The following is a 19,697-nucleotide window of genomic DNA, read 5'->3' as shown; positions in this document are numbered from 1 at the left end:
TCGGTCCGTCTCAGGCGGGGCTGACCCCTGCCCTGCCACTGGCAATGAAATGCGGATTGGCGAAATCCTCGTCATCGCTCTGCTTGCGCTTGCCATAGACCAGGGGCTGGCCGTCCAGCGTGCGCGTCATGCCGCCGGCCGCACGCAGCACGGCATCGCCCGCCGCCGTATCCCATTCCATGGTGCGGCCGAAGCGCGGATAGACATCCGCTTCGGCGCTGGCGAGAAGACAGAATTTCAACGACGAACCGACCGAAACGATCTCGGCGGCACCGAGATCGCGAATATAGGCTTCGGTTTCCGGCGTGTTGTGGGAGCGGCTGGCGACGACGGCCAATGGTTCCACGGCCGTTCTCACCGAGATCGACCGTCGGCCTGTGATCTGGTAGTCGTTGTCGACCTCGATGGCTTCCGCCCTGCCCGGCCGGCCCGAAAAAAAACGGCCGCTGCAGGGCGCAAAGACGACACCGACTTCCGGCACGCCATGACGGACAAGCGCGATGTTGACGGTGAAATCGGTACGGCGGTTGACGAATTCCTTGGTGCCGTCGAGCGGGTCGATGAGAAAGAAAACCCCGTCCAGGTCCGGCGGCACGATGCCGGCGGATGCCTCTTCCTCGGCCACGCAGGGAATGTCGGGAAATGCGGAGCGCAGTCCGGCGAGAATGATCTTCTCGCTCTCGCGGTCCGCCTCGGTCACCGGCGAGGCATCGGACTTCCGGTCGACCGCACAGCCGGCATGGAACACACGCATGACCTCGCGGCCGGCCGCCAGGGCCAGCCGCTCGAAGATTTCGAGCATCAGCCCGTCGTCAGATGCCGCCGCCGTTGTCGTATTGGTCTTCGGCAATGTCGCGCTCGTTCAGCCAGTGTTCCAGGGCGTCTACCATCTGTTCGGCCGATTTGCCGAGCGTCTTCAGATGGATTTCCGGTTTTTCCGGCGCTTCGTAGGGTGAATCAACGCCGGTGAAGTTCTTGATCTCGCCGTTCAGCGCGCGGGCATAAAGGCCCTTCGGATCGCGCCTAGCGCATTCCTCGAAAGGCGTGTCGACAAACACCTCGATGAATTCGCCGTCGGCCATCAATTCGCGCGCCATGCGGCGCTCGGCGCTGAATGGCGAAATGAATGAGACAATGACAATCAATCCGGCATCGGCCATCAAGCGCGCCACTTCGGCGACGCGGCGGATGTTCTCGACGCGATCGGCGTCGGTGAAACCAAGATCGCGGTTGAGACCGTGACGGACGTTGTCGCCGTCCAGGATATAGGTATGGCGGCCGGTGGCGAACAGCTTCTTTTCGAACAGGTTGGCGATGGTCGACTTGCCGGAGCCCGACAGCCCGGTGAACCAGAACACGGCGGGCCGCTGGTTCTTCATGTCGGCACGGACGCGCTTGCCGACATCGAGCGATTGCCAATGGATGTTTTCGGCCCGGCGCAGCGAGTGCAGGATCATGCCGGCGCCGACCGTGGCGTTGCTGATGCGGTCGATCAGGATGAAGGCACCGGTGGTGCGGTTCTCGGCGAAGGGATCGAAGGCGATCGGTGTCCGCGTCGAGATGTTGCAGATGCCGACTTCGTTCATTTCAAGCGACTTGGCTGCTTCATGGGCAAAGTCGTTGACGTTGATCCGGTACTTCAGGTCGGTGACGGTGGCGCTGCTCTGATCGGTCTCGGTGCGCAGGATGTAGGAGCGGCCGGGCAGCAGCGCATGCTCGTCGAACCAGACAATGTTGGCAGCGAACTGGTCGGCGACCTGCGGCCGTGCGGCCGGCGAAACCAGCATATTGCCGCGTGAAATCTCGACCTCGTCGTCAAGGACGAGCGTGACGGCCTGACCGGCGGCCGCTTGGGCCAGGTCGCCGCCATAGGAGACGATCCGCTTGACGCGCGAGGATTTGCCGGACTTGGCGACGACCACCTCGTCACCGGGTGCAACCGAACCGGACGCGATGGTGCCGGCAAAGCCGCGAAAGTCGAGATTGGGGCGATTGACATACTGGACCGGGAAACGGAACGGCAGCTCGACCACCGCTTCCTCGACCGACACGGTTTCGAGATGCTCGATCAGCGTCGGGCCGGAATACCATTCCATGCTGTCCGAGCGGCCGGTGACGTTGTCGCCGTAACGGGCGGACATCGGGATCGGCACGATGGTCTGGAAGCCGAGATCGCGCGAGAATTGCCCGTAGGCCTCGGTGATGCGTTCGAAGATCGCCTGGTCGAACCCGACGAGATCGATCTTGTTGACGGCCAGCACGATGTGCCGGATGCCGAGCAACGAGGCGATGATCGAATGGCGTCTCGTCTGCGGCAATACCCCTTGCCGGGCATCGATCAGCACGATGGCCAGGTCGGCGGTCGAGGCGCCGGTCGCCATGTTGCGCGTGTATTGTTCATGGCCGGGCGTGTCGGCAACGATGAACTTGCGCTTCGGCGTGGCGAAGAAGCGGTAGGCGACATCGATGGTGATGCCTTGCTCGCGCTCGGCCTCGAGGCCATCGACCAGAAGCGCGAAATCGATGTCGTCGCCAGTCGTGCCATGTTTGCGCGAATCGCGTTCGAGCGCGGCGAGCTGGTCCTCGAAAATCTGCTTGGTGTCCGACAGCAGGCGCCCGATCAGTGTCGACTTGCCATCATCGACCGAACCGCAGGTCAGGAAACGCAGCAGCGATTTCTTCTCCTGCGCCGCCAGATAGTCGCGGACGCCGTCAGTGGGTGCGAGGCTCTTTGCCATGATGTGGCGCATGGTCAGAAATACCCCTCGCGCTTCTTCTTTTCCATCGAGCCGGCTTCATCGCGGTCGATCAGGCGACCCTGCCGTTCGGAGGTGCGCGCGGTCAGCATTTCGCCGACGATGGCTTCCAGCGTGTCGGCATCCGATTCGATGGCGCCGGTCAGCGGATAGCAGCCGAGCGTGCGGAATCGCACAAGCCGGTTCTCCACCGTCTCGCCGGGACGCAGTTTCATGCGCTCGTCGTCCCGCAGGATGAGCATGCCGTCGCGCTCGACCACCGGCCGCTCCTTGGCGAGATAGAGCGGCACGATCGGGATGTTTTCCTGCAGAATATACTGCCAGATGTCGAGCTCGGTCCAATTCGACAGCGGAAAGACACGGATCGATTCACCCGATGCGATGCGGGTGTTGAATATCTTCCACATCTCGGGTCGCTGGTTCTTCGGGTCCCAGACATGCTGCGCGTTGCGGAAGGAGAAGATGCGCTCCTTGGCGCGCGATTTCTCCTCATCGCGACGGGCGCCGCCAAAGGCCGCGTCGAAACCGTATTTGTCGAGCGCCTGGCGCAGCGCCACGGTCTTCATCACATGGGTGTGGGTGTTCGAACCGTGATCGAAAGGATTGATGTTGTCGCGCACGCCATCTTCGTTGACATGAACCAAGAGATCGAAGCCGAGTTTCTGCGCCATCTGATCGCGAAAGGCGATCATCTCGCGGAATTTCCACGTCGTGTCGACGTGAAGAAAGGGGAACGGCGGCTTGGCGGGATAAAACGCCTTCATCGCCAGATGCATCAGCACGGAGGAATCCTTGCCGACCGAATAGAGCATCACCGGCTTGGCAAAGGCGGCCGCAACCTCGCGGAAGATGTGGATGGACTCGGCTTCAAGCCGCTGAAGATGCGTAAGCGCAATGGTCATGGAGTGTAAGCGTTCTTTCGTGCCTTCCGACAGAAGACCTTGCCTCAAATCATCGAGCTTTTTGCGCCCGGTTCAAGCCTTGCTTCTGGACAATCTCTTTCGTGCCGGCGTTCTAGCAGATCGCCGTTGTCGAGAACAATGCAAGACTGGCCCGGCTGCGCACGGTTCGGGAATGAATTTTCCATGCGCGCGGCAAAACCCGGAAATTCCTGCTCGCGGGGCGAGCCGACAAGAAAAGCCGGGGAAAATATTGCCTGGCTGAACACGCAAGTTGCCAGGTGTATGCCCTTAGCCAGGCGCCCGTCGGGTGGCCGTCGATTTCTGGCGGCAACCCCGCCTTGCCGCACTATCGAAAAAAGGGGCCAGCCGCTATACCGGCCGTTGAAGACGAGCACGACGCATGATGGACACGTGCAATTTCGAGGCGGTCATATCCGTTTCCGCCGATGACACCTATCGCTCCCAGAGAATTGTGACCTAGAGCATTGAACCGGTTTTCATCCATAAGACAGCAATTCACTGCCTCGCGGGTGAATGTCTACTTCTCCATCCTTTGCTTCTTTTTTCCACCGGTTCTGGGATCGTTGGTCAGTTTCGTGTTCAATGGCGGAGCCCTCGCGTCCGTCGTGCTGATTGCCACCGGGAAAAGGCGCTTCAACATCGACCGGCCGATGACCTGGCTGACGGTCGCGATCTATGCCTATTGCGCGGCCAATCTCATGGCTTCCATCGTCAACAACTCGTTCGTCAGAGATGCGCCACACCTCATCCCGCTCGTCACCTTCCTGTTTTTCCCAATCTCCTATTCGACCTGGAGCATCACGCAGAAAGCCACGCTTGCCCGCATCATCGTGCTCAGCAGCATGGCCGCCTGTTTTGTCGCGCTGCTCATGGCCGTCATCCAGCAATATTGGATTGGGGTCAGGGCCGAGGGCGGGGCCGGCAATCCGATCGTCTTCGCAACCGTCGTCTGCCTTGCCGTGGTGGTCTGCGTGGCCGGTGCCTTGTCAGGCATAGAGCGAGCCCGGAACCCCCTCTTCTACGCCGCACTGGCCGGGACGATCGCCATCATCTATTCAGGTTCGCGTATTGTCTGGCTGGCGCTGCTGATTGCCGGCATCGCTGTTCTGCTGATCAACCACCAGAGGCTCAGAGGCAGGAATGCCGTTCGCGTGCTGCTGCTGCTGACGGCAGTCGGCATCGTGATCGCTGCTTTCGGCTTCCAGGCGATATCCGGGCGCGTCGACTTTCTGCGCTCCGATTGGGACGCGCTTGGGACTCACGACAACTACGACACCTCGTTGGGAATACGCGTTGCCCTTTGGGAGATCGGCCTCAGGGCATTCCATGACATGCCGGTGTTCGGACATGGTGCGGGCGCGAGCCAGCTTTTGATCAAGCAGGGCTTTCATGACCAGTTCGCAATGGACACAGGCTTCAACCATTTCCATAACGGCTTCCTGACCGCCTTGGTGCAAGCAGGAATTCTGGGCGCCGTGACGCTGGCGGCGATCTTTGTCGTTGCCGCTGGAAATGCCGCCTGGGTCTTGCGAAACAGCAGCGATCCGGTCGAGCGGTTCGGCGCGGCCATGATTGTCATCGTCGTGATCACCTATCTCACAGCCGGGATGACGGGCATCCTGATCGGCCATGACATTCTGGACTCGGTGCTGATGGTCTTCATGGTGTGCGGGACATATCTTGCCTGCGGACGTCAGGCTCCGTTGACGGGAGAGCAAGCACTTCCACCAGTGATGGGAGAGCAGGCACTTCCACCAGTGGAAGAGCAGGCGCTTCCACCGGCCACCCAAGAGCTGTTGCGAGCAAGGCAATGAAAGTCTTGGTGACAGGTGCGACGGGTTTCATCGGACGTCTTGTCGTGCACCACCTTCGCGAGGCCGGCGCCGAGCTTCGCCTCGCCTCACGTCACCCGGAGACGCTGGGTTCGGGAAGCGAGGCTGTGCTGATGCCAGGTTTCGATGCGCCTGCCGCGGCCTTCCTGGCACTCACCAGGGATGTGACCCATGTCGTCCATTGTGCCGGCCTCAACAATGATCAGGGCGACGCCACCGAGGCCGATTATCGGGCGGCCAATGTGGAATTGAGCGCGCGGCTGGCGGATGCCGCGGCCGCGCAGGCAAGCGGACGTTTCATCCACCTCTCCTCGATCCGGGCCGTGATCGGCGCTCGCGTCAGCGCAACGATCGACGAGAACACGCTTGCTGCCCCGCAATGCGTATACGGGCGCTCGAAGCGCGAAGGCGAAATCAAGGTTCTCGGCGCCTATGCGTCGCACGGCCGTTCCGATGCCGCCGTGTTGCGCCTGCCTCCGGTCTATGGGAGCGGCATGAAGGGAAACCTGGCGACGCTGATGCGCCTGGCTGATACGGCGCTACCGCTGCCGACGGGCGCCTTGACGGGAATCCGCTCGCTGATGTCCTCCGAGGCTGCGGCGCGAGCGGTGTCGCACCTGCTGAGCCATTCGGGGTCACTTCGCCCGATCTATATTGGCGCCGATGTACCGTCGGTCGCCGTCGCGGCCGTCATCGCCGCCTTTCGCAGCGGTTTCGGACGGCCGATGCGCCTGATCGCCGTGCCGGCCGGCCTGATGCGGCCGGCCGCCGCCGTGCTGGGCAAGCGGGCGTTTTGGGACAGCATGACCGCGACGCAGATATGCGACCCTTCGCTGCTGATATCGCAGGGGTGGGCACCGGAAACCGGTACGCTGGAGCGGCTGGCCGAACTGGCGCGGCTCGGTGAACCTCGACTTCCTGTTTGACCGTGATCTTTTCCAAAAACCGGCTTCCAGTTTTTGGGATCATGGTCTGCTCAGCTTCGATAGAGCGTTCCAAACAGGATCCGAAGGTCGAGCCAGAACGATGCTGTCCTGAGATAGGCGGCATCCGTTTTGGCCAAAAGCTCCGGGTTCGACATGTCGATGCCCCTGATCTGGGCCAGACCGGTTATGCCCGGAAGTGCCGCCAGAACCCCCAGCCGCCTGCGACACTCGATCAATTCCGTTTGAGTCGGCAGACAGGGACGCGGCCCGACCAGGCTCATCTCGCCCTTCAGCACGTTCCAGAACTGCGGCAGCTCGTCGAGCTTGAATTTCCGCAGGACCTTGCCAACCGAGGTCACGGAATTCGCGGGCGCCTCGTGCGAGGGCAATGACGGCGTTCCGACATACATTGTCCGCAATTTGTGACAGCGAAAAAGCAGGCCATCGCGGCCGACCCGCGTCTGCGAAAAAATGGCCGGACCGGGCGATGATGCCCGAACGGCAAGGAAGGCGAGCACCAGGACAGGAGATGTGACCACCAGCAGCAGAGCCGCACCGGCAAGATCGAAGATTTGCTTGGTTGCGTTCATGAACGGCCGATAGTGCTCCCTGCCAAAGCCCCGAGGCAACGCCGCAGACGAAGCCCGTCAATACGGTCGACGTAGCATGAGGTCATCTGTTGGCCAAGCACACCATGCAGCCGTTCGATGCTCAGATGCGACCCAGGATGAATGCGAGATAGAGCCCCAGGGTGCCGGAAAGAGTCTGCCGATAGACACCGCTTTTGCGCAGGCCGCCCAAACGCTGGAAAAGATTGCCCTGCCGCCCGTTTGTGAACAGGTCGAGGCACGCCGCTGCATCCTCGGTCAGGAGGTCGCGATTGACGGCAAGGCCCTCAAGATTGCGATCCGTCCAGCCGGCAAACTCGCCCTTGAACAGGCGGCCAACCCGGGAAACCCTTGCTCTCCACGACACGTTGGCGCCAACCAGGTTTGCGGCATGCTGCCGGTAGCGCACCAGCGGCCGCGGATCGTAGCGGACGATGCCGCCGGCGGCGGTCACGATGAGATAGGCCCACCAGTCGTGGCTGACGAACCCGGTCTGCGCGGAGGCCCTGGCCAGCAGGTCGCGGGCCGCGGCGTTGAGCAGGATGGTGTTGCCGCCGGCGATGCTTTGCACAAGTGCGTTGCGAAAGGATGGCGGCCGGCGAAACAGCGGCGAATGGCCGACAAGGCTTCCCGTTTCCGTCATGGTCGCGGTTCGCGAGCAAAACATCAGCGGGGTTTTTGCGTCATAGGCCTGCATCCAGCTGATAGCGCTCTCCAGCCGGTCGGACTCCCAGATATCGTCCTGGTCGCAGAAGGCATAGCAGTCCGCATCGATACGTCGATCAAGGATCATCGACCGGAAATTGCCGGCGAACCCCTGCCGCGGCCCCTCCACCAGGGTCATTCGACCCTTGGGCCAGCGGGACTTCCATGCCTCGATGATGGCGATCGTGCCATCGATGGAGCCATCGTCGGAGATCCACAGGTCGACCAGAGGGTGCGACTGCGCGAGCAGGGATCGCAGTTGCTCATCGATGAAGGCGGCGCCGTCTTTCGTGCCCATCAGGACTGCGATGCGCGGATCTTCTTTGCTCACAAGCTTCAAACACCCTGCAAATGCCTGGGAATGGCTAGAGCGGTTCATCGTTTCACGGAAACGCAGAACCGCTCTATCTCTTTGTTTTGACGCACTTCCGGACGGAAAACCGTTTCACACTTTTCCTGGAATTGCTCTAGGTTTGTCCGATCCACGATCCAGATCGCTTTCTGGATTGGGTTTAGGTCGCCTGCCGGGCGGTTTTCGGGATCACGTCCTGATGAATGCTGCCCCTGGCCTTCTTGGCGTGGTCGAGGCCTGCCAGCACGGCGAGCGCGGCATCCTTGTCCTGGTTCTTCACCGACTGCTGCAGCGCCGTGAGCGCGGCCTGGACATCCGACCATTCCACGACATCCGTGCTCAGGCCAAAGATCTTCGAAATGCCGAGTTCGACGAGTTCCTCATCTTCGCCATGCAGCGTTTCGTGGAGTTTCTCGCCCGGCCTTATGCCGGTGAACCGGATTGGAATGTCCGTGTATGGGCTCTTTCCGGCCAGGCGGATCATTGTTTCGGCGACTTCAAGGATCGGCACCGGCTTGCCCATGTCGAGCATATAGACGGCATAATCTTCCCTGCTCTGCCGCGATGCGGCATCGGCCGCCGACATGATGACCAGATCGACGGCCTCGGCCACGGTCATGAAATAGCGTGTCATGCGCCGGTCCGTGATGGTGACAGGCCCTCCGGCCTCGATCTGCGCCTGGAATATGGTCGCCACCGAACCGTTGCTGCCAAAGACATTGCCGAAGCGAACGGCTACGAACTTGGTGACCGATCGACGCGCGCCCGGCTCGCTCGCGGGGGGCCCATGCAAGGCGCTGATGATCTGTTCGGCAGCCCGTTTTGTCACGCCGAGCACCGATGAGGGATCCACCGCCTTGTCGCTCGATATCAGGACAAACTGCGCAACCCCGCATTTGGCGGCGACTTCGGCACAGACAAGCGTGCCGAAGACATTGGTCTGGATGGCCGAATCCCAGTTTTCCTCGAGCAGCGGAACATGCTTGAGCGCCGCGGCATGAAAGACGATGTCCGGTCTGAATTCCGTGACCACACGCGTGATCTGGCGCCGGTCCGCGACATCGACGATACGGACCTTGAGACGGTCGTGGTCCTTCTCGTCAATGTACTGGCTCAACTGGAAGATGCCGAACTCGGAGTTGTCGGCGACGAGCACCGCCTCCGCCCCCAGCTCCAACGACCGTTTGACCAACGTTCGGCCGATCGACCCGGCACCACCCGTCACCAGAACACGCTTGCCGCCAACAAAGGCACCGATACGCTCGACATCGGAAGGCACTGTCGGGCGGCGCAGGATCGTTTCCATCTCGACGGCGTCGAGAACCAGCTTTCCGTGCTGTTCCAGTTCCGAAAGACCGGAAAACTGCACGACCGTTATGTCGCCGTGCCGGGCGACGCGGACGAGTTCCGAATACTCCTCGATCTCGTGCTCGGCGCCGCTGCCGAAAATCAGCAAATCCAGGCTTTCGGTGCCGGTCGCATAGTCCTCCAGGACCTCGATCAGACGCGGCCGGGTCGCAACCACGGGAACACTTTGAATCCGCGTGCCCAATGGCACGCCGCGCTCGGTCGCCATGATCCCGGCGATGGAATAGTCGGCCGGCTCGGCCGTGCGCGTGAAGCGAATGATCAGGTCGGCTTCGCCGAGCCGGCCAACGAACAACGCCTGCTTGGCCTGCGTCTTGTCGGTCTTGGTGCTCAGAATGCCCCAGCTCGCGCCGTCACGCAGGAAGCGGTAGAACAGCCGGGGCGCCGATATGATCGTGAAGGAGACGAGGAAGAAGACGATGAACTGACGCTCGTTGAGCCCCTGCACAGGCTGGAAAGAACGAACCAGCATCGAAGCGGCGTACAGAGCCAACGTCAAAATCGCGCAGCTCTTCAGGATATTGAAAAAGTCGGGCGTCGAGGCGAAGCGCCAGACAGTCTTGTAGAGACCACAATATCTGAACAGGAAATGGCTGATGACAACAATGCCCGCCCAGGTTGCCAAACCCTGGTTGGAGAGCGGATCGAACGAAAGATTCGACCGCGAAAGCACAAGGCTGAGTGCCACGGCGACCAGGACCATGACCACGTCCTGGACCATGATGAAGGCGCGCCGCATTTCCGGCCTGAGTCCGAATACAGCTTCGAGGTAAGAATTCATTGGACGGCACTAGACTCCAGGCTCGCGGACAGGAACATCACCAAGGTGCGAACACGAATATGCTTCGTGGCAGATCACTCTTTCAAAGTGCTATCCCTAGCCCGCCCTGTTGTATCGCATACTGCGGGCTCGAAGTCATAGCCAGATGTTTTTTCAAGGGAGCGCGAGGGCAAGGGATCGGACCCGACGCCCAACTCGCGACATTAAAACGCAGTGCGTTGCCATAAGCACGTCGCAATGGCTATTAAGAGGTCCATGGTGGTTCGTCATGGGCCTTGAAGAGATGAAGCGCCGGAAAAACCAAGCGCTGGAAAAAAACAGATTGCGATACTCCCAACTATGATTGCGGCACTAAGCGGCGCTTTTGACGATATCTCCAAGGCCATACGGTTGCACCGGGTCTGGATCGCGCTTGCCCATGAGGATATCGGCGACCAGCACAGACGCACGACCCTGGGACCGCTTTGGATGCTGGTCAATTATTTTGCTTTCGTCGGCACATTTGTCTTTGTTTTCGTGACCAAAGACGCCATCAACCCAAGCTATATAGCCTATGTAGCCATCGGCATGCTGGTGTGGTTCTATCTCAACGAGACCATCAGCGTGAGCGTGTCGCTGTTCCAGCGCGAAGCGAGCTTCATTCAAGGCACGACGCTGCCGTTGTTCGTCTATGTGATGCGGTTGACGATGCAATGCGTCATTCGAGCTGCTTATTCGATGGCGGGTTGCGTTCTCATCCTGTTGCTAAGCGGCTACGGCACCAACATGAACTGGCTGTTTTCGGTGCCGGGCCTGCTGCTCATCATCTTGGCTACTCCTGCATTTGTCGTGGTTTTTGCTTTCCTGGGCGCTTTCTTTCCCGATAGCGAATTCATCGTCGGCAACATGATGCGGGTGGGCATGTTCTTTACGCCGGTCTTTTGGGTCTATAGCGGGCAAGAGGGCGTTCAGAAATATGCCTATCATTGGAACCCGTTCACCTATTTCCTGGAGAGCGTGCGCGAGCCCATCACCGCAGGCACATTTCCGATGCACGCGCTGGCGGTGACAGGCTATTTCTGCCTCGGCCTCTGGGCGCTTGCATTGCTGCTGCTGGGCCTTTATCGCAAGCGCATCGTTTTCCTGATCTGAGTTCCATGACCGCCATCAAACTGAACAATGTCAGCCTCGTTTATCGCCTGTTCGAGAAGTTGACGCTTTCGGCGCCTGGCCGGCGTCGAAGCGCACTCGGCGGCAACATAGCGAGCTCCGGCACCAAGCAGGTCGTGCAGGCACTCGACGATGTCAGCTTCGAGCTCAAGGCGGGCGACCGGTTGGGGCTTGTCGGCCCGAATGGCTCAGGCAAGACCACCCTGCTCAAGGTTCTCTACGGAATCTACCAGCCATCGGCTGGTACGATATCGATCGCGGGCAAGGTCGATGCCTTGTTCAACATCAGCATAGGGTTTCGTCCCGAGGCCACCGGGCGCAGAAACATCGTGCTGAGGGGGTTGATCAGCGGCTGGACGGCGGCCGAGATCGAAGAGAAGATGGAAGAAATAATCGATTTCAGCGAACTGGGCGACTTCATCGACCTGCCATTCAAGGCGTACAGCCAAGGTATGGCGGCACGTTTGGCATTTGCGGCAGCGACCGCGCTTGAGCCTGAAATTCTGCTGATGGACGAGTGGATCGGCGCCGGCGACGCGTCATTCCAGGAAAAAGCCAAACGACGGATGGACGAACTGGCAGAAAAGGCCGGCATCATCGTGCTGGCCAGCCACGACGATACGCTCATCCAGCGCGTTTGCACGAAGAGAATGGTGCTTAAAAACGGCCGGGTGGAGTCGCTGACTTGAGGCGCCGCTGACAGTACGTGGAGTCGCCGACCGTATCTAAAGTGCGAGCGTGTCACCTGACACTGAAAGCATAGATGGAATTTCGGTCGCAGAAAAATAATGCCGAATTCGGATGATAAAATGGATATACACAGCCCCTCTTTTGAGGCTCTATCCGAATTGGCGGATGAACATCCTTCAAATTACTTCGATGTAGAAAAAGATCAATCAAAATTAATTGCATTTTACTTGCCGCAGTTTCATAGAGTAGCTGAAAACTCAGAGTGGTGGGGACCCGGATTCACCGAGTGGAACAACGTATCAAGGGCAAAGCCGAATTTCGAAGGGCATGTCCAACCCAATATTCCTCGCGATCTGGGATATTACGATCTCGGAAACGTTGAAACAATGCGCGAGCAAGCTGATCTTGCGAGAATATATGGAATAGGCGGGTTTTGCTTTTATCATTATTGGTTTAGCGGTCGACGAATATTATCTACTCCAGTAGATAATTTTTTAAAGTCCGACATAAGTATGGACTTCTGTCTCTGTTGGGCAAACGAAAATTGGACGCGGACGTGGGATGGAGACACAAAGAGCGTCCTGTTGGCTCAGGAATATGCTGACGGAGATGCCGAAGCGTTCTTTGATTCGATAGCCGACGCCTTGGGCGACGAACGGTACATTAAAATTTCAGGCGAACCATTGCTTCTGGTCTATCGCGCCAAGGCAATACCTAACGCGGGAAAGTGGTTCGCTATCTGGAGAAAGCGGGCCCAACAACTCGGATTCCCTGGATTGCACATTGCCGTTGTGGATTTTTACGATATTTCACACCCAAATGAGGTCGGGGCAAACTCTCTCGTGGAGTTTCCTCCACACAAGTTCAATGGCCCTCAAAGCAGGCCCGATGTAATCCCCAAGATAACAAATTCGGATTTTAAAGGCGGCATAATAGACTACCAAAGGGTTGTATTGCAAAGTGCACTCCGTGATGTGCCGCGCTTCAAATTATTCAGGGGCATCATACCATCCTGGGACAACACGCCCCGACGGCAAGACACCCCCGTAATCGTTTTGAATTCCAGCCCACGCCTGTATGGCGCGTGGCTCAGGTATCTGCGGGCATATGTTCGCTCTGAATCGCCGGAGGAATCCGGGAGACTTATCTTTGTCAACGCATGGAACGAATGGGGCGAAGGTTGCTACCTTGAACCCGACCAAAAAAACGGCCTCTCATATTTGGAGCAGACGCTGAAATCTTCTTTTTATCGCAAGGGAGCGGATGAGGAGAGCGGGATTGATGGCGCCCGGAAGCAGCTCTTCGATGCATTGACGCATGAAGAAGGTTCGGATCCAGCAAGTGGGAAGGCATCTCCAGCGAAGCGACGTGCCAAACTCACTTTATATACCCCAAGCTCTTTTTCTCAAAAAATCGCCTTCGCGCTTCGTAGCCGACCACTGATGCTCAAGATTGCCAAATTTGTCTACGTGGCATCATTGCGGTTGAGAGGCAGATAGTGGCAATTGACGTTGCAATTGTAGCGCATTTTGACCCCAACGACAGAATTGAGAGTAATTTCTGCGATTTTCTTGCATGCCTTCGGAGTGTCTTTGATAGGGTAGTGTTGGTTACCACAAGCGAAATTGGTAACTTGCCACCTATTGAAGAGATTGAAGTAATCAAGAGACCGAATATTGGGTATGATTTCTACAGCTATAGAGTTGGCGTAGAACGCGCTCTTATCTCCAATGATTTGGAGCATATCGCCCTGATAAACTCGAGCGTCGTCCTGCTAGATGCACATCGACTTTCTGACGCGCTTCGAAATATGATAAGGCTGTGTGACTCGTATAACGCAGTCGGAGCAACGAGCTCGCGCCAATTTGGGTGGCATATTCAGTCTTATATGATGGTATTGGGTAGAGGTGTATTTTTATCCGAGTGGTTTCAGCAATTCTTTAGAAACATCTCCCCCATGAATACAAAAATGGAGATGATTTTAAGTTACGAGATAGGGCTTTCATCTGCGTTGGTGAAAAACCGGGTTAAAGTCGCGACGCTTCTATCACCGGCATCGAAGGCTGCGGTGAATTGGTCCCACATATCTGCCGGCCCGATTGCGCAACAGTTCGGTTATGTGAAGATGGAGGTCTTGAGGGACAACCCGCATGGGATAGATGTTCAGGGCATTCGCGATTCCGCGACCGAGGAGAGGCTGAAGCAGGTCGATGAAATGGTGGAGCGAGCCAGAGGGCATTACCAGGTTGGCGACGATAACCTGTTCACTCTGAAAAGACCGGAGAAGCTGCCTCTTTCAACGATGAAGACGGCGCGCTGGAGATTGCCGCATCGAAGTGGAGTGTTAACAGCGGTCGTTGTTCATTTGTATTATATTGAGATGATCGATGAAATTTGCGATTATCTTGAGAATATAATTGTACCATTTGACGTATTTGTCACGACCCCATTCGAGGGGGATGTCGCACCCATCATAGATCGGTTTGCTGAGGTTGGTGCCAGCGTATCAGTATATCTAACAGAAAATCGCGGAAGAGATATCGGCCCGTTCGTCTCACTTTATCGTTCAGGAGACTTGGATGGATATGACGCGATCCTTAAAATTCACTCCAAGAAGAGCAGTTACAGCGACAGAGGCGACGAATGGCGTGATCGTCTCTATCGAAGCTTGGTCGGTGATTCCCTGATCGTGCTAAGGGCAATTGATTTATTGCGATCGGGGAAGGTCGGGATTGTGGGGCCCCACGATTATTATCTCACCAACGAAAAATATTGGGGCGCAAATCGTGACGCTGTGCGTGATCTCCTTACGGCGATGGATGTGCATAGCGCTGGAGATGAACTTGAGCTTGGTTTTTTTGCTGGTTCCATGTTTTGGTTCCACCCAAGCGCTTTGCGTTCTCTTCAGAGGATTGATGGGGAAAAGCTGAGATTCGAACCAGAAAACGGAATTCAAGACGGTACCCTTGCACATGCCGTGGAACGGGTGTTTTGCACGATAGCGCGCAAGGCTGGTTACCGCACGACCAGCGCCGCGCTGAAAGGTAATGAAATTCATCTTACCGAGACGGAGAAGAATAATGTGCCAGTTTTGTAGCCGCGCGAGATGAGATCCGGCTTGCTACAATCTGTCCGGAAAGTCGTCCGACGCCTAAGGGATGTAGGGGTTGTAAAAGATGGGGGTATGATTGATCCAGTATACCGCCACGCCGGTCGTTGCCCTGTATGTGAACAGGATGTCGAGTTTCGCTCGGCAAGTACCTGGTACCGAGATTTTCTGGTCTGTTCGGGCTGCGGTTCGATACCTCGTGAAAGAGCGATAGCACACGTGCTCTCCGAGAGCTTTGCGGCTTGGCGGAGGATGTCAATTCATGAGTCGTCGCCGTCGGATCGTGGCATTTCGCGAAAGCTCAGCCGGCAGTGCACCGATTACATTGCCACTCAGTTCTTTCCGGAAATGCGCTTGGGGTCGATTGTAAGCGGGTTTCGAAACGAGAACCTGGAGGCGCAGACCTTCGATGATCAGCGGTTCGATTTGGTTATTACTTTGGACGTGATGGAGCACGTGAACCAGCCCGAATCCGTGTTGAAAGAGGTGGCGCGTACGCTGAAGCCAGGCGGAGCATACGTCTTCACGGTTCCAACATACAAAGGCAAGACCGATAGCGAACGCCGGGCACTCTACAAACCTGATGGCTCGATCGACCACTTGGTGCCTGAGCCTGAGTATCATGGCAATCCGATCAGTGACTCAGGATCTTTGGTGACCTTCCACTATGGCTACGACCTTCCCGAACGGATTTATTCCTGGTCTGCAATGGACGTGGAAGTTCGCCGTTTCCATGATCACCACTTTGGGATCATTGGCGATTTTACGGAGGTTTACATCTGCAGAAAACTGACCTGAGATCCCAGTTTCCTCCCATTTTTCGGAGGAAACTTCGGGCTCAAGTCAGGTCAATGTGTGCGCCTTTTCCGCTATCCGCCATCACGCCGGGAATTTGGTTTAAGATCGCCCTTATGCCGCGATAGATCGGCCTGAGTATTTTGAACAGGATAGGCGATCTGAACGTAAGCGTCCGGCGCCTTCGCCAATATCCCGGCAAAGGCAAACCGCAAACGCAGCTTCCCCTTCAGCACCTTCCTCTATCGCTAGCGCAACCTGGTCGAAGGCTTCTTTGGAAAACTCAAGAGCGCGAGAGGCTTAGCTACCCGATACGACAAACGCGCCGACAATTTCCTTGCCCCCATCAAGCTCTTCGCTACTCGTATCTGGATTAAAAGCTTATGAGTCTACGGCCTAGTCTAACAACGGACCCTTTGTGAGACACGCTCGCTGACATTGGTCGCCCTTCGTCATTGTCGTCGTATTGCGCTCAGCTGAGTTCTTGGGCGAGTCCGATGAGAAGCCCTTCAGGCCCGCGGATGTAGCAGAGCCGATACACGTCTTTATACTGGACTACTTCGCCTACGAGCTGCGCGCCGCGATTGCGGAGTCTTTCAAGCGTCTCGTCGATGTCGTCCACGGCGAACATGACGCGGAGGTAGCCTAGAGCGTTAACCGGGGCGTTGCGGTGATCCGCGACGGCAGGCGGCGTGAGGAAGCGGGATAGCTCGAGCCGGCCGTGGCCGTCCGGCGTGCGCATTATGGCAATCTCGACGCGCTGATCGCCCAGTCCAGTGACACGTCCGGCCCATTCTCCTTCGATCGTGGCCCGCCCTTCGAGCTCAAGGCCCAGCTCGCGAAAGAAATCAATCGTCCCTCCGAGGTCATCGACGACGATTCCTACGTTGTCCATCCGTTTGAGCGCCATGTGTCCAACCTACCCAATCTACAGGTGTCGTCTAGGCCGTAAACTCATGAGACAGCTTGCCAGCTGAGCAAATGGTTGATTCAGGGCTCTGGAACGGAGCCTTGTGATGCGTCACCGGTTTGATCTGACGGATTTTGAGTGGTCGCTAATCGAGCCATTGCTGGCGCAAACGTGTACGAAGGCCGGCGCCGCCATCAACACTGCGGGTACTATGATTATCAGCGGACAGCGTACATCTAGTCAGTTTTCGGCCCCAACCGTCGCTTCAATATTGCGCAGAATTCAAAGGTGTTGTGCGGCGTGGAATAGACACGCTCGACTTCCAGCTCAATGAGACCAAGATTGGAAAGTGCCTCTATTCCCGAGCGGAAACTTTGGGGTGTAAATTGCCATGCGTGAACATCGATATAGGCCCCGCCGGAATTGTCATATGCGCTCATGGCCGAGGAAACAGTCGTCAGGTCATGCCGAAATTTTGGTACCCGTGATCTCCGATCCAATGGCGAGCCGGGTCATTATGCGTGGTTAGAGCTATGTGTTCGATAACGCTCTTTGCGCTGTGAACCCTGTTGCCCCGAGCGTTGATGAAATCTGCAATTGAACTCTCTGGAATGAAATGGTCGAAACAGTAGCGCTTGTCCGGGATAATCAGGAGGTATCTGCCCGTCGGCACAAGAATCCTCGCGACCTGGTTCAGATGGCGGATCAGGTCTGGTTGATGCTCGATACAGTGACTGCTCAGGCAACAATCAAACGTCTCGTCTACGATGCTCAAGTCGCCAGTGCCGGAGACATAGTGGATATCGACGGGGCTGGAGTAAACATAGCCGATCGCATCCGCCCGCTTGATCAGTCCCTTTTTGTCCATGACTTCGAAGTATTTTACATTTGGACCGCGCAGGGTTGGATTCGTGAAGGGCCCCACCTCAAGGGTTGATTTGTGACCAACAAGGGAAGCGAGATCGTTTCGGTTGAACTCTGGCGGAGCGGCGTCCATGTTGAATTCCTCGGTTAGTTCGGCTTCATGTGGCACGCTTGGGATTTGCCGTAGCGGCCGCGCTCGAGGCTGAAATTCCACCGATGGATGAGTGGATTGGCGCCTGGGGCGGATGATTCCAGGGAAAAGCGCGAATCTTTCCCGCTATCCGCCATTGCGCCGAGAATTTGGTTTTATGACCGCCCTTATGCCGCGGTAGATCGGCCTTAGAATTTTGAACAGCATAGGCGCTCTGAACTTGAGAGAGCTTTTGATGGCAAAACTGAGTTCAGCCAGAGAGCTCTTCACCGACGTCAGCGTCGCAGGCGTCTGCATCGCTGGCATCTGCATCGCTGACGCTCCCAAGGGATAACCGGCGTTCTTCCACGCAGACAACAGCTCATAGTGCCGCTGAAAGTCGTTAAACGGCAACGCGCCGACAAGCTTTTGCATCTTGAACTCGAGCATGGCGTAGTTGTGCGCCGCCTGATGCGCGCACACAATGTGCTGCGTTGTGTAACCCGCATCCTGGGCCGTATAGGCGATCAACCGCTCCAGCGCATGAGCCAGACCGCCGTCGACATGATGCGGTTCGGCATTGAAGTCTTCCCATTTCCACTTGTGTTCGAACAATTTGCGCAAGGCGCGCGGGCGGAACCAGAACATGGTGCCATAGGCAGCCACCGGAGTGGTGTCATCGAACTTGACGTCGATCTTCAACAGGCGTGCGGTTTCCTCAACCTTGGGCCTGTTGGCGAACCAAACATGCCCCATGGTCGGATACGAAATATGAATCATCGGCGGAACGGCGACCCCGATCGACGGGTTGTCGTGAAACATGTCCAACACGTTGTGCACGTAGCCGCTTGTATTGAGCAAATTGTCGAGCACATGCCGCTTGAACAGGTTGCCCCTCGACGCCTGCACTTGAGGCGATTTCTTTGTATGCAAACGGCAGACGAGGTCGTAGCGATCGTCAATGAACAGATCGCGGAAGGAGATGAAAAGCGACGACATATCACGACCGCGGTTCTGTTCGACAACGCGGACGATGACCTTCTTCACGCCAGGGCGCTTTGCCAAGATTGCTTCAATCTCAGCCTTTTTTTCCGGAGTGTTCGTGGTGGCAATGAAATCATAGGGAACCGGGATGTTCCCGGTCAGATCCAGCATCTCGTCAAGCATATCGGTGTAGTAAATATGCGCGCAGACGGCCACCTTGCCATAGTCGGCAGCGGCATCATCGTCTTTGGTCCGTATGTCGGGCAGGACACTCATCAGCGCCGCATTGGTGTTGAGATTCCTCAACTCCGAAGTGCGTAAAACATTGCGCCAAATCAAATTGACGTCGTAGTCGGATGTCTCTTTAAGTATCCGCAAAGCGCGCGGCAAATCGACCGGGTTATGCTCCAAAAAAGTCGGATCATGAAAAAACAGACGTCGCTTTAGAAGAGGGAAGCGATTGATGATTGTCTCGTCCACGTTAATGAACGCTGGGTAGTGTGAGCCATAATCGTCCGGATCAACATAAGCTTCCGCCGAATAGCCTAGATCTGTAAAATGCTTGGTAAACTGTGACTCGTGAAGCAGAACAGCATCGGTGTAAGTTTTTACATCCGGCAGATTCTCCCAGTATCTTTTGAAGGCGCGTGACTTCAACATATCTTTCCGGATAGCGACGAAGTACGTTTGGAGATGCCAAGGCAGATAACCCGTTCCGGTAAATGGGTTTGGTGTCATTTCCCGATGGGCAGAAGCGCCCCAGAAATCAGAATTCCGTCCTTCCATTTCCGAAAACATTTCCGAAAAGGGGAAAA

17 protein-coding genes and 1 pseudogene are annotated in these 19,697 nt (G+C 57.1%); 8 read left to right on the top strand and 10 right to left on the bottom strand.

Translation table 11 applies throughout. From position 1 onward, the window contains the following. Nucleotides 1-10: 10 nt before the first annotated feature. Genes cysQ through B5V02_RS40040 form a run of 4 tightly spaced genes read right to left on the bottom strand, consistent with a single transcriptional unit; the run spans nt 11 to nt 3,924 of the window. Nucleotides 11-802, bottom strand: coding sequence for a 3'(2'),5'-bisphosphate nucleotidase CysQ (gene cysQ, locus B5V02_RS08815; protein ID WP_167458430.1), 792 nt, complete (start codon nt 800-802; stop codon nt 11-13). A 10-nt stretch (nt 803-812) separates the two neighbouring features. Further along, the gene (gene cysN, locus B5V02_RS08810; protein WP_167458427.1) at nt 813-2,750 is read right to left on the bottom strand and encodes a sulfate adenylyltransferase subunit CysN; all 1,938 of its coding nucleotides are present in this window, start codon (nt 2,748-2,750) and stop codon (nt 813-815) included. Nucleotides 2,751-2,752: 2 nt separating this feature from the next. After that, a complete protein-coding gene (cysD, locus tag B5V02_RS08805) occupies nt 2,753-3,658 on the bottom strand; it encodes a sulfate adenylyltransferase subunit CysD (protein ID WP_111543849.1) in 906 nt (301 codons plus the stop codon). A 44-nt stretch (nt 3,659-3,702) separates the two neighbouring features. Next, a complete protein-coding gene (locus B5V02_RS40040) occupies nt 3,703-3,924 on the bottom strand; it encodes a hypothetical protein (protein WP_146606031.1) in 222 nt (73 codons plus the stop codon). Nucleotides 3,925-4,143: 219 nt separating this feature from the next. On the opposite strand from B5V02_RS40040, the gene B5V02_RS08800 reads away from it, so the two are divergent. Further along, a complete protein-coding gene (locus tag B5V02_RS08800; protein ID WP_111543848.1) occupies nt 4,144-5,493 on the top strand; it encodes an O-antigen ligase family protein in 1,350 nt (449 codons plus the stop codon). Next, entirely contained in the window at nt 5,490-6,437 is a 948-nt protein-coding gene (locus B5V02_RS08795; RefSeq protein WP_111543847.1) for an NAD-dependent epimerase/dehydratase family protein, read from the top strand. The genes B5V02_RS08800 and B5V02_RS08795 overlap by 4 nt, the downstream gene beginning before the upstream one ends. A 50-nt stretch (nt 6,438-6,487) precedes the next feature. Here B5V02_RS08795 and B5V02_RS08790 read toward each other — a convergent pair whose 3' ends face one another. The 3 genes from B5V02_RS08790 to B5V02_RS08780 form a co-directional block, all read right to left on the bottom strand. Beyond that, complete coding sequence (locus tag B5V02_RS08790; RefSeq protein WP_111543846.1) at nt 6,488-7,027, bottom strand: sugar transferase; 540 nt, start codon at nt 7,025-7,027, stop codon at nt 6,488-6,490. Nucleotides 7,028-7,148: 121 nt separating this feature from the next. After that, the gene (locus B5V02_RS08785; protein ID WP_111543872.1) at nt 7,149-8,081 is read right to left on the bottom strand and encodes a glycosyltransferase family 2 protein; all 933 of its coding nucleotides are present in this window, start codon (nt 8,079-8,081) and stop codon (nt 7,149-7,151) included. Between the two features lie 181 nt (nt 8,082-8,262). Next, nucleotides 8,263-10,251, bottom strand: coding sequence for a UDP-N-acetylglucosamine 4,6-dehydratase (locus B5V02_RS08780; protein ID WP_167458426.1), 1,989 nt, complete (start codon nt 10,249-10,251; stop codon nt 8,263-8,265). 339 nt (nt 10,252-10,590) lie between these two features. On the opposite strand from B5V02_RS08780, the gene B5V02_RS08775 reads away from it, so the two are divergent. From B5V02_RS08775 to B5V02_RS08750, 6 genes and pseudogenes are all read left to right on the top strand, one after another. Next, nucleotides 10,591-11,382 carry an ABC transporter permease gene (locus B5V02_RS08775; protein ID WP_111543844.1) on the top strand — a complete coding sequence of 264 codons (792 nt, stop codon included), beginning with the start codon at nt 10,591-10,593 and terminating at the stop codon, nt 11,380-11,382. Nucleotides 11,383-11,387: 5 nt separating this feature from the next. Beyond that, nucleotides 11,388-12,089 carry an ABC transporter ATP-binding protein gene (locus tag B5V02_RS08770; protein ID WP_111543843.1) on the top strand — a complete coding sequence of 234 codons (702 nt, stop codon included), beginning with the start codon at nt 11,388-11,390 and terminating at the stop codon, nt 12,087-12,089. A gap of 99 nt (nt 12,090-12,188) precedes the next feature. Beyond that, nucleotides 12,189-13,589, top strand: a complete 1,401-nt coding sequence (locus tag B5V02_RS08765) for a glycosyltransferase WbsX family protein (RefSeq protein WP_208647061.1) — start codon at nt 12,189-12,191, stop codon at nt 13,587-13,589. Further along, nucleotides 13,589-15,187 (top strand): rhamnan synthesis F family protein, encoded by a 1,599-nt coding sequence (locus B5V02_RS08760; RefSeq protein WP_111543842.1) that lies wholly within the window; start codon nt 13,589-13,591, stop codon nt 15,185-15,187. The genes B5V02_RS08765 and B5V02_RS08760 overlap by 1 nt, the downstream gene beginning before the upstream one ends. A gap of 264 nt (nt 15,188-15,451) precedes the next feature. Then, complete coding sequence (locus B5V02_RS08755; RefSeq protein ID WP_208647060.1) at nt 15,452-15,997, top strand: class I SAM-dependent methyltransferase; 546 nt, start codon at nt 15,452-15,454, stop codon at nt 15,995-15,997. Nucleotides 15,998-16,171: 174 nt separating this feature from the next. Then, a pseudogene (locus B5V02_RS08750) lies at nt 16,172-16,394 on the top strand (transposase); the annotation flags it as partial. A gap of 72 nt (nt 16,395-16,466) precedes the next feature. Here B5V02_RS08750 and B5V02_RS08745 read toward each other — a convergent pair. The 3 genes from B5V02_RS08745 to B5V02_RS08735 form a co-directional block, all read right to left on the bottom strand. Then, entirely contained in the window at nt 16,467-16,904 is a 438-nt protein-coding gene (locus B5V02_RS08745; protein WP_111543840.1) for a VOC family protein, read from the bottom strand. 457 nt (nt 16,905-17,361) lie between these two features. After that, entirely contained in the window at nt 17,362-17,901 is a 540-nt protein-coding gene (locus B5V02_RS08740; protein ID WP_245445800.1) for a class I SAM-dependent methyltransferase, read from the bottom strand. Nucleotides 17,902-18,045: 144 nt separating this feature from the next. Further along, nucleotides 18,046-19,697: rhamnan synthesis F family protein (locus B5V02_RS08735; RefSeq protein WP_111543839.1), on the bottom strand; the 1,652-nt coding region annotated here is incomplete at its 5' end.

This window comes from Mesorhizobium kowhaii (assembly GCF_003253745.1).
Classification (GTDB): domain Bacteria; phylum Pseudomonadota; class Alphaproteobacteria; order Rhizobiales; family Rhizobiaceae; genus Mesorhizobium; species Mesorhizobium kowhaii.
The sequence above is the reverse complement of the archived record's forward strand: the minus strand, read 5'-3'. Positions and strand labels throughout refer to the sequence as shown.

Coding starts and splice junctions, on each gene's coding strand:
- cysQ (WP_167458430.1), bottom strand. CDS start 802: ATGCTCGAAATCTTCGAGCGGCTGGCCCTGGCGGCCGGCCGCGAGGTC.
- cysD (WP_111543849.1), bottom strand. CDS start 3,658: ATGACCATTGCGCTTACGCATCTTCAGCGGCTTGAAGCCGAGTCCATC.
- B5V02_RS08740 (WP_245445800.1), bottom strand. CDS start 17,901: ATGGACGCCGCTCCGCCAGAGTTCAACCGAAACGATCTCGCTTCCCTT.
- B5V02_RS08745 (WP_111543840.1), bottom strand. CDS start 16,904: ATGGCGCTCAAACGGATGGACAACGTAGGAATCGTCGTCGATGACCTC.
- B5V02_RS08770 (WP_111543843.1), top strand. CDS start 11,388: ATGACCGCCATCAAACTGAACAATGTCAGCCTCGTTTATCGCCTGTTC.
- B5V02_RS08795 (WP_111543847.1), top strand. CDS start 5,490: ATGAAAGTCTTGGTGACAGGTGCGACGGGTTTCATCGGACGTCTTGTC.
- cysN (WP_167458427.1), bottom strand. CDS start 2,750: ATGCGCCACATCATGGCAAAGAGCCTCGCACCCACTGACGGCGTCCGC.
- B5V02_RS08775 (WP_111543844.1), top strand. CDS start 10,591: ATGATTGCGGCACTAAGCGGCGCTTTTGACGATATCTCCAAGGCCATA.
- B5V02_RS08755 (WP_208647060.1), top strand. CDS start 15,452: ATGTCAATTCATGAGTCGTCGCCGTCGGATCGTGGCATTTCGCGAAAG.
- B5V02_RS08780 (WP_167458426.1), bottom strand. CDS start 10,251: ATGAATTCTTACCTCGAAGCTGTATTCGGACTCAGGCCGGAAATGCGG.
- B5V02_RS08790 (WP_111543846.1), bottom strand. CDS start 7,027: ATGAACGCAACCAAGCAAATCTTCGATCTTGCCGGTGCGGCTCTGCTG.
- B5V02_RS08765 (WP_208647061.1), top strand. CDS start 12,189: ATGCCGAATTCGGATGATAAAATGGATATACACAGCCCCTCTTTTGAG.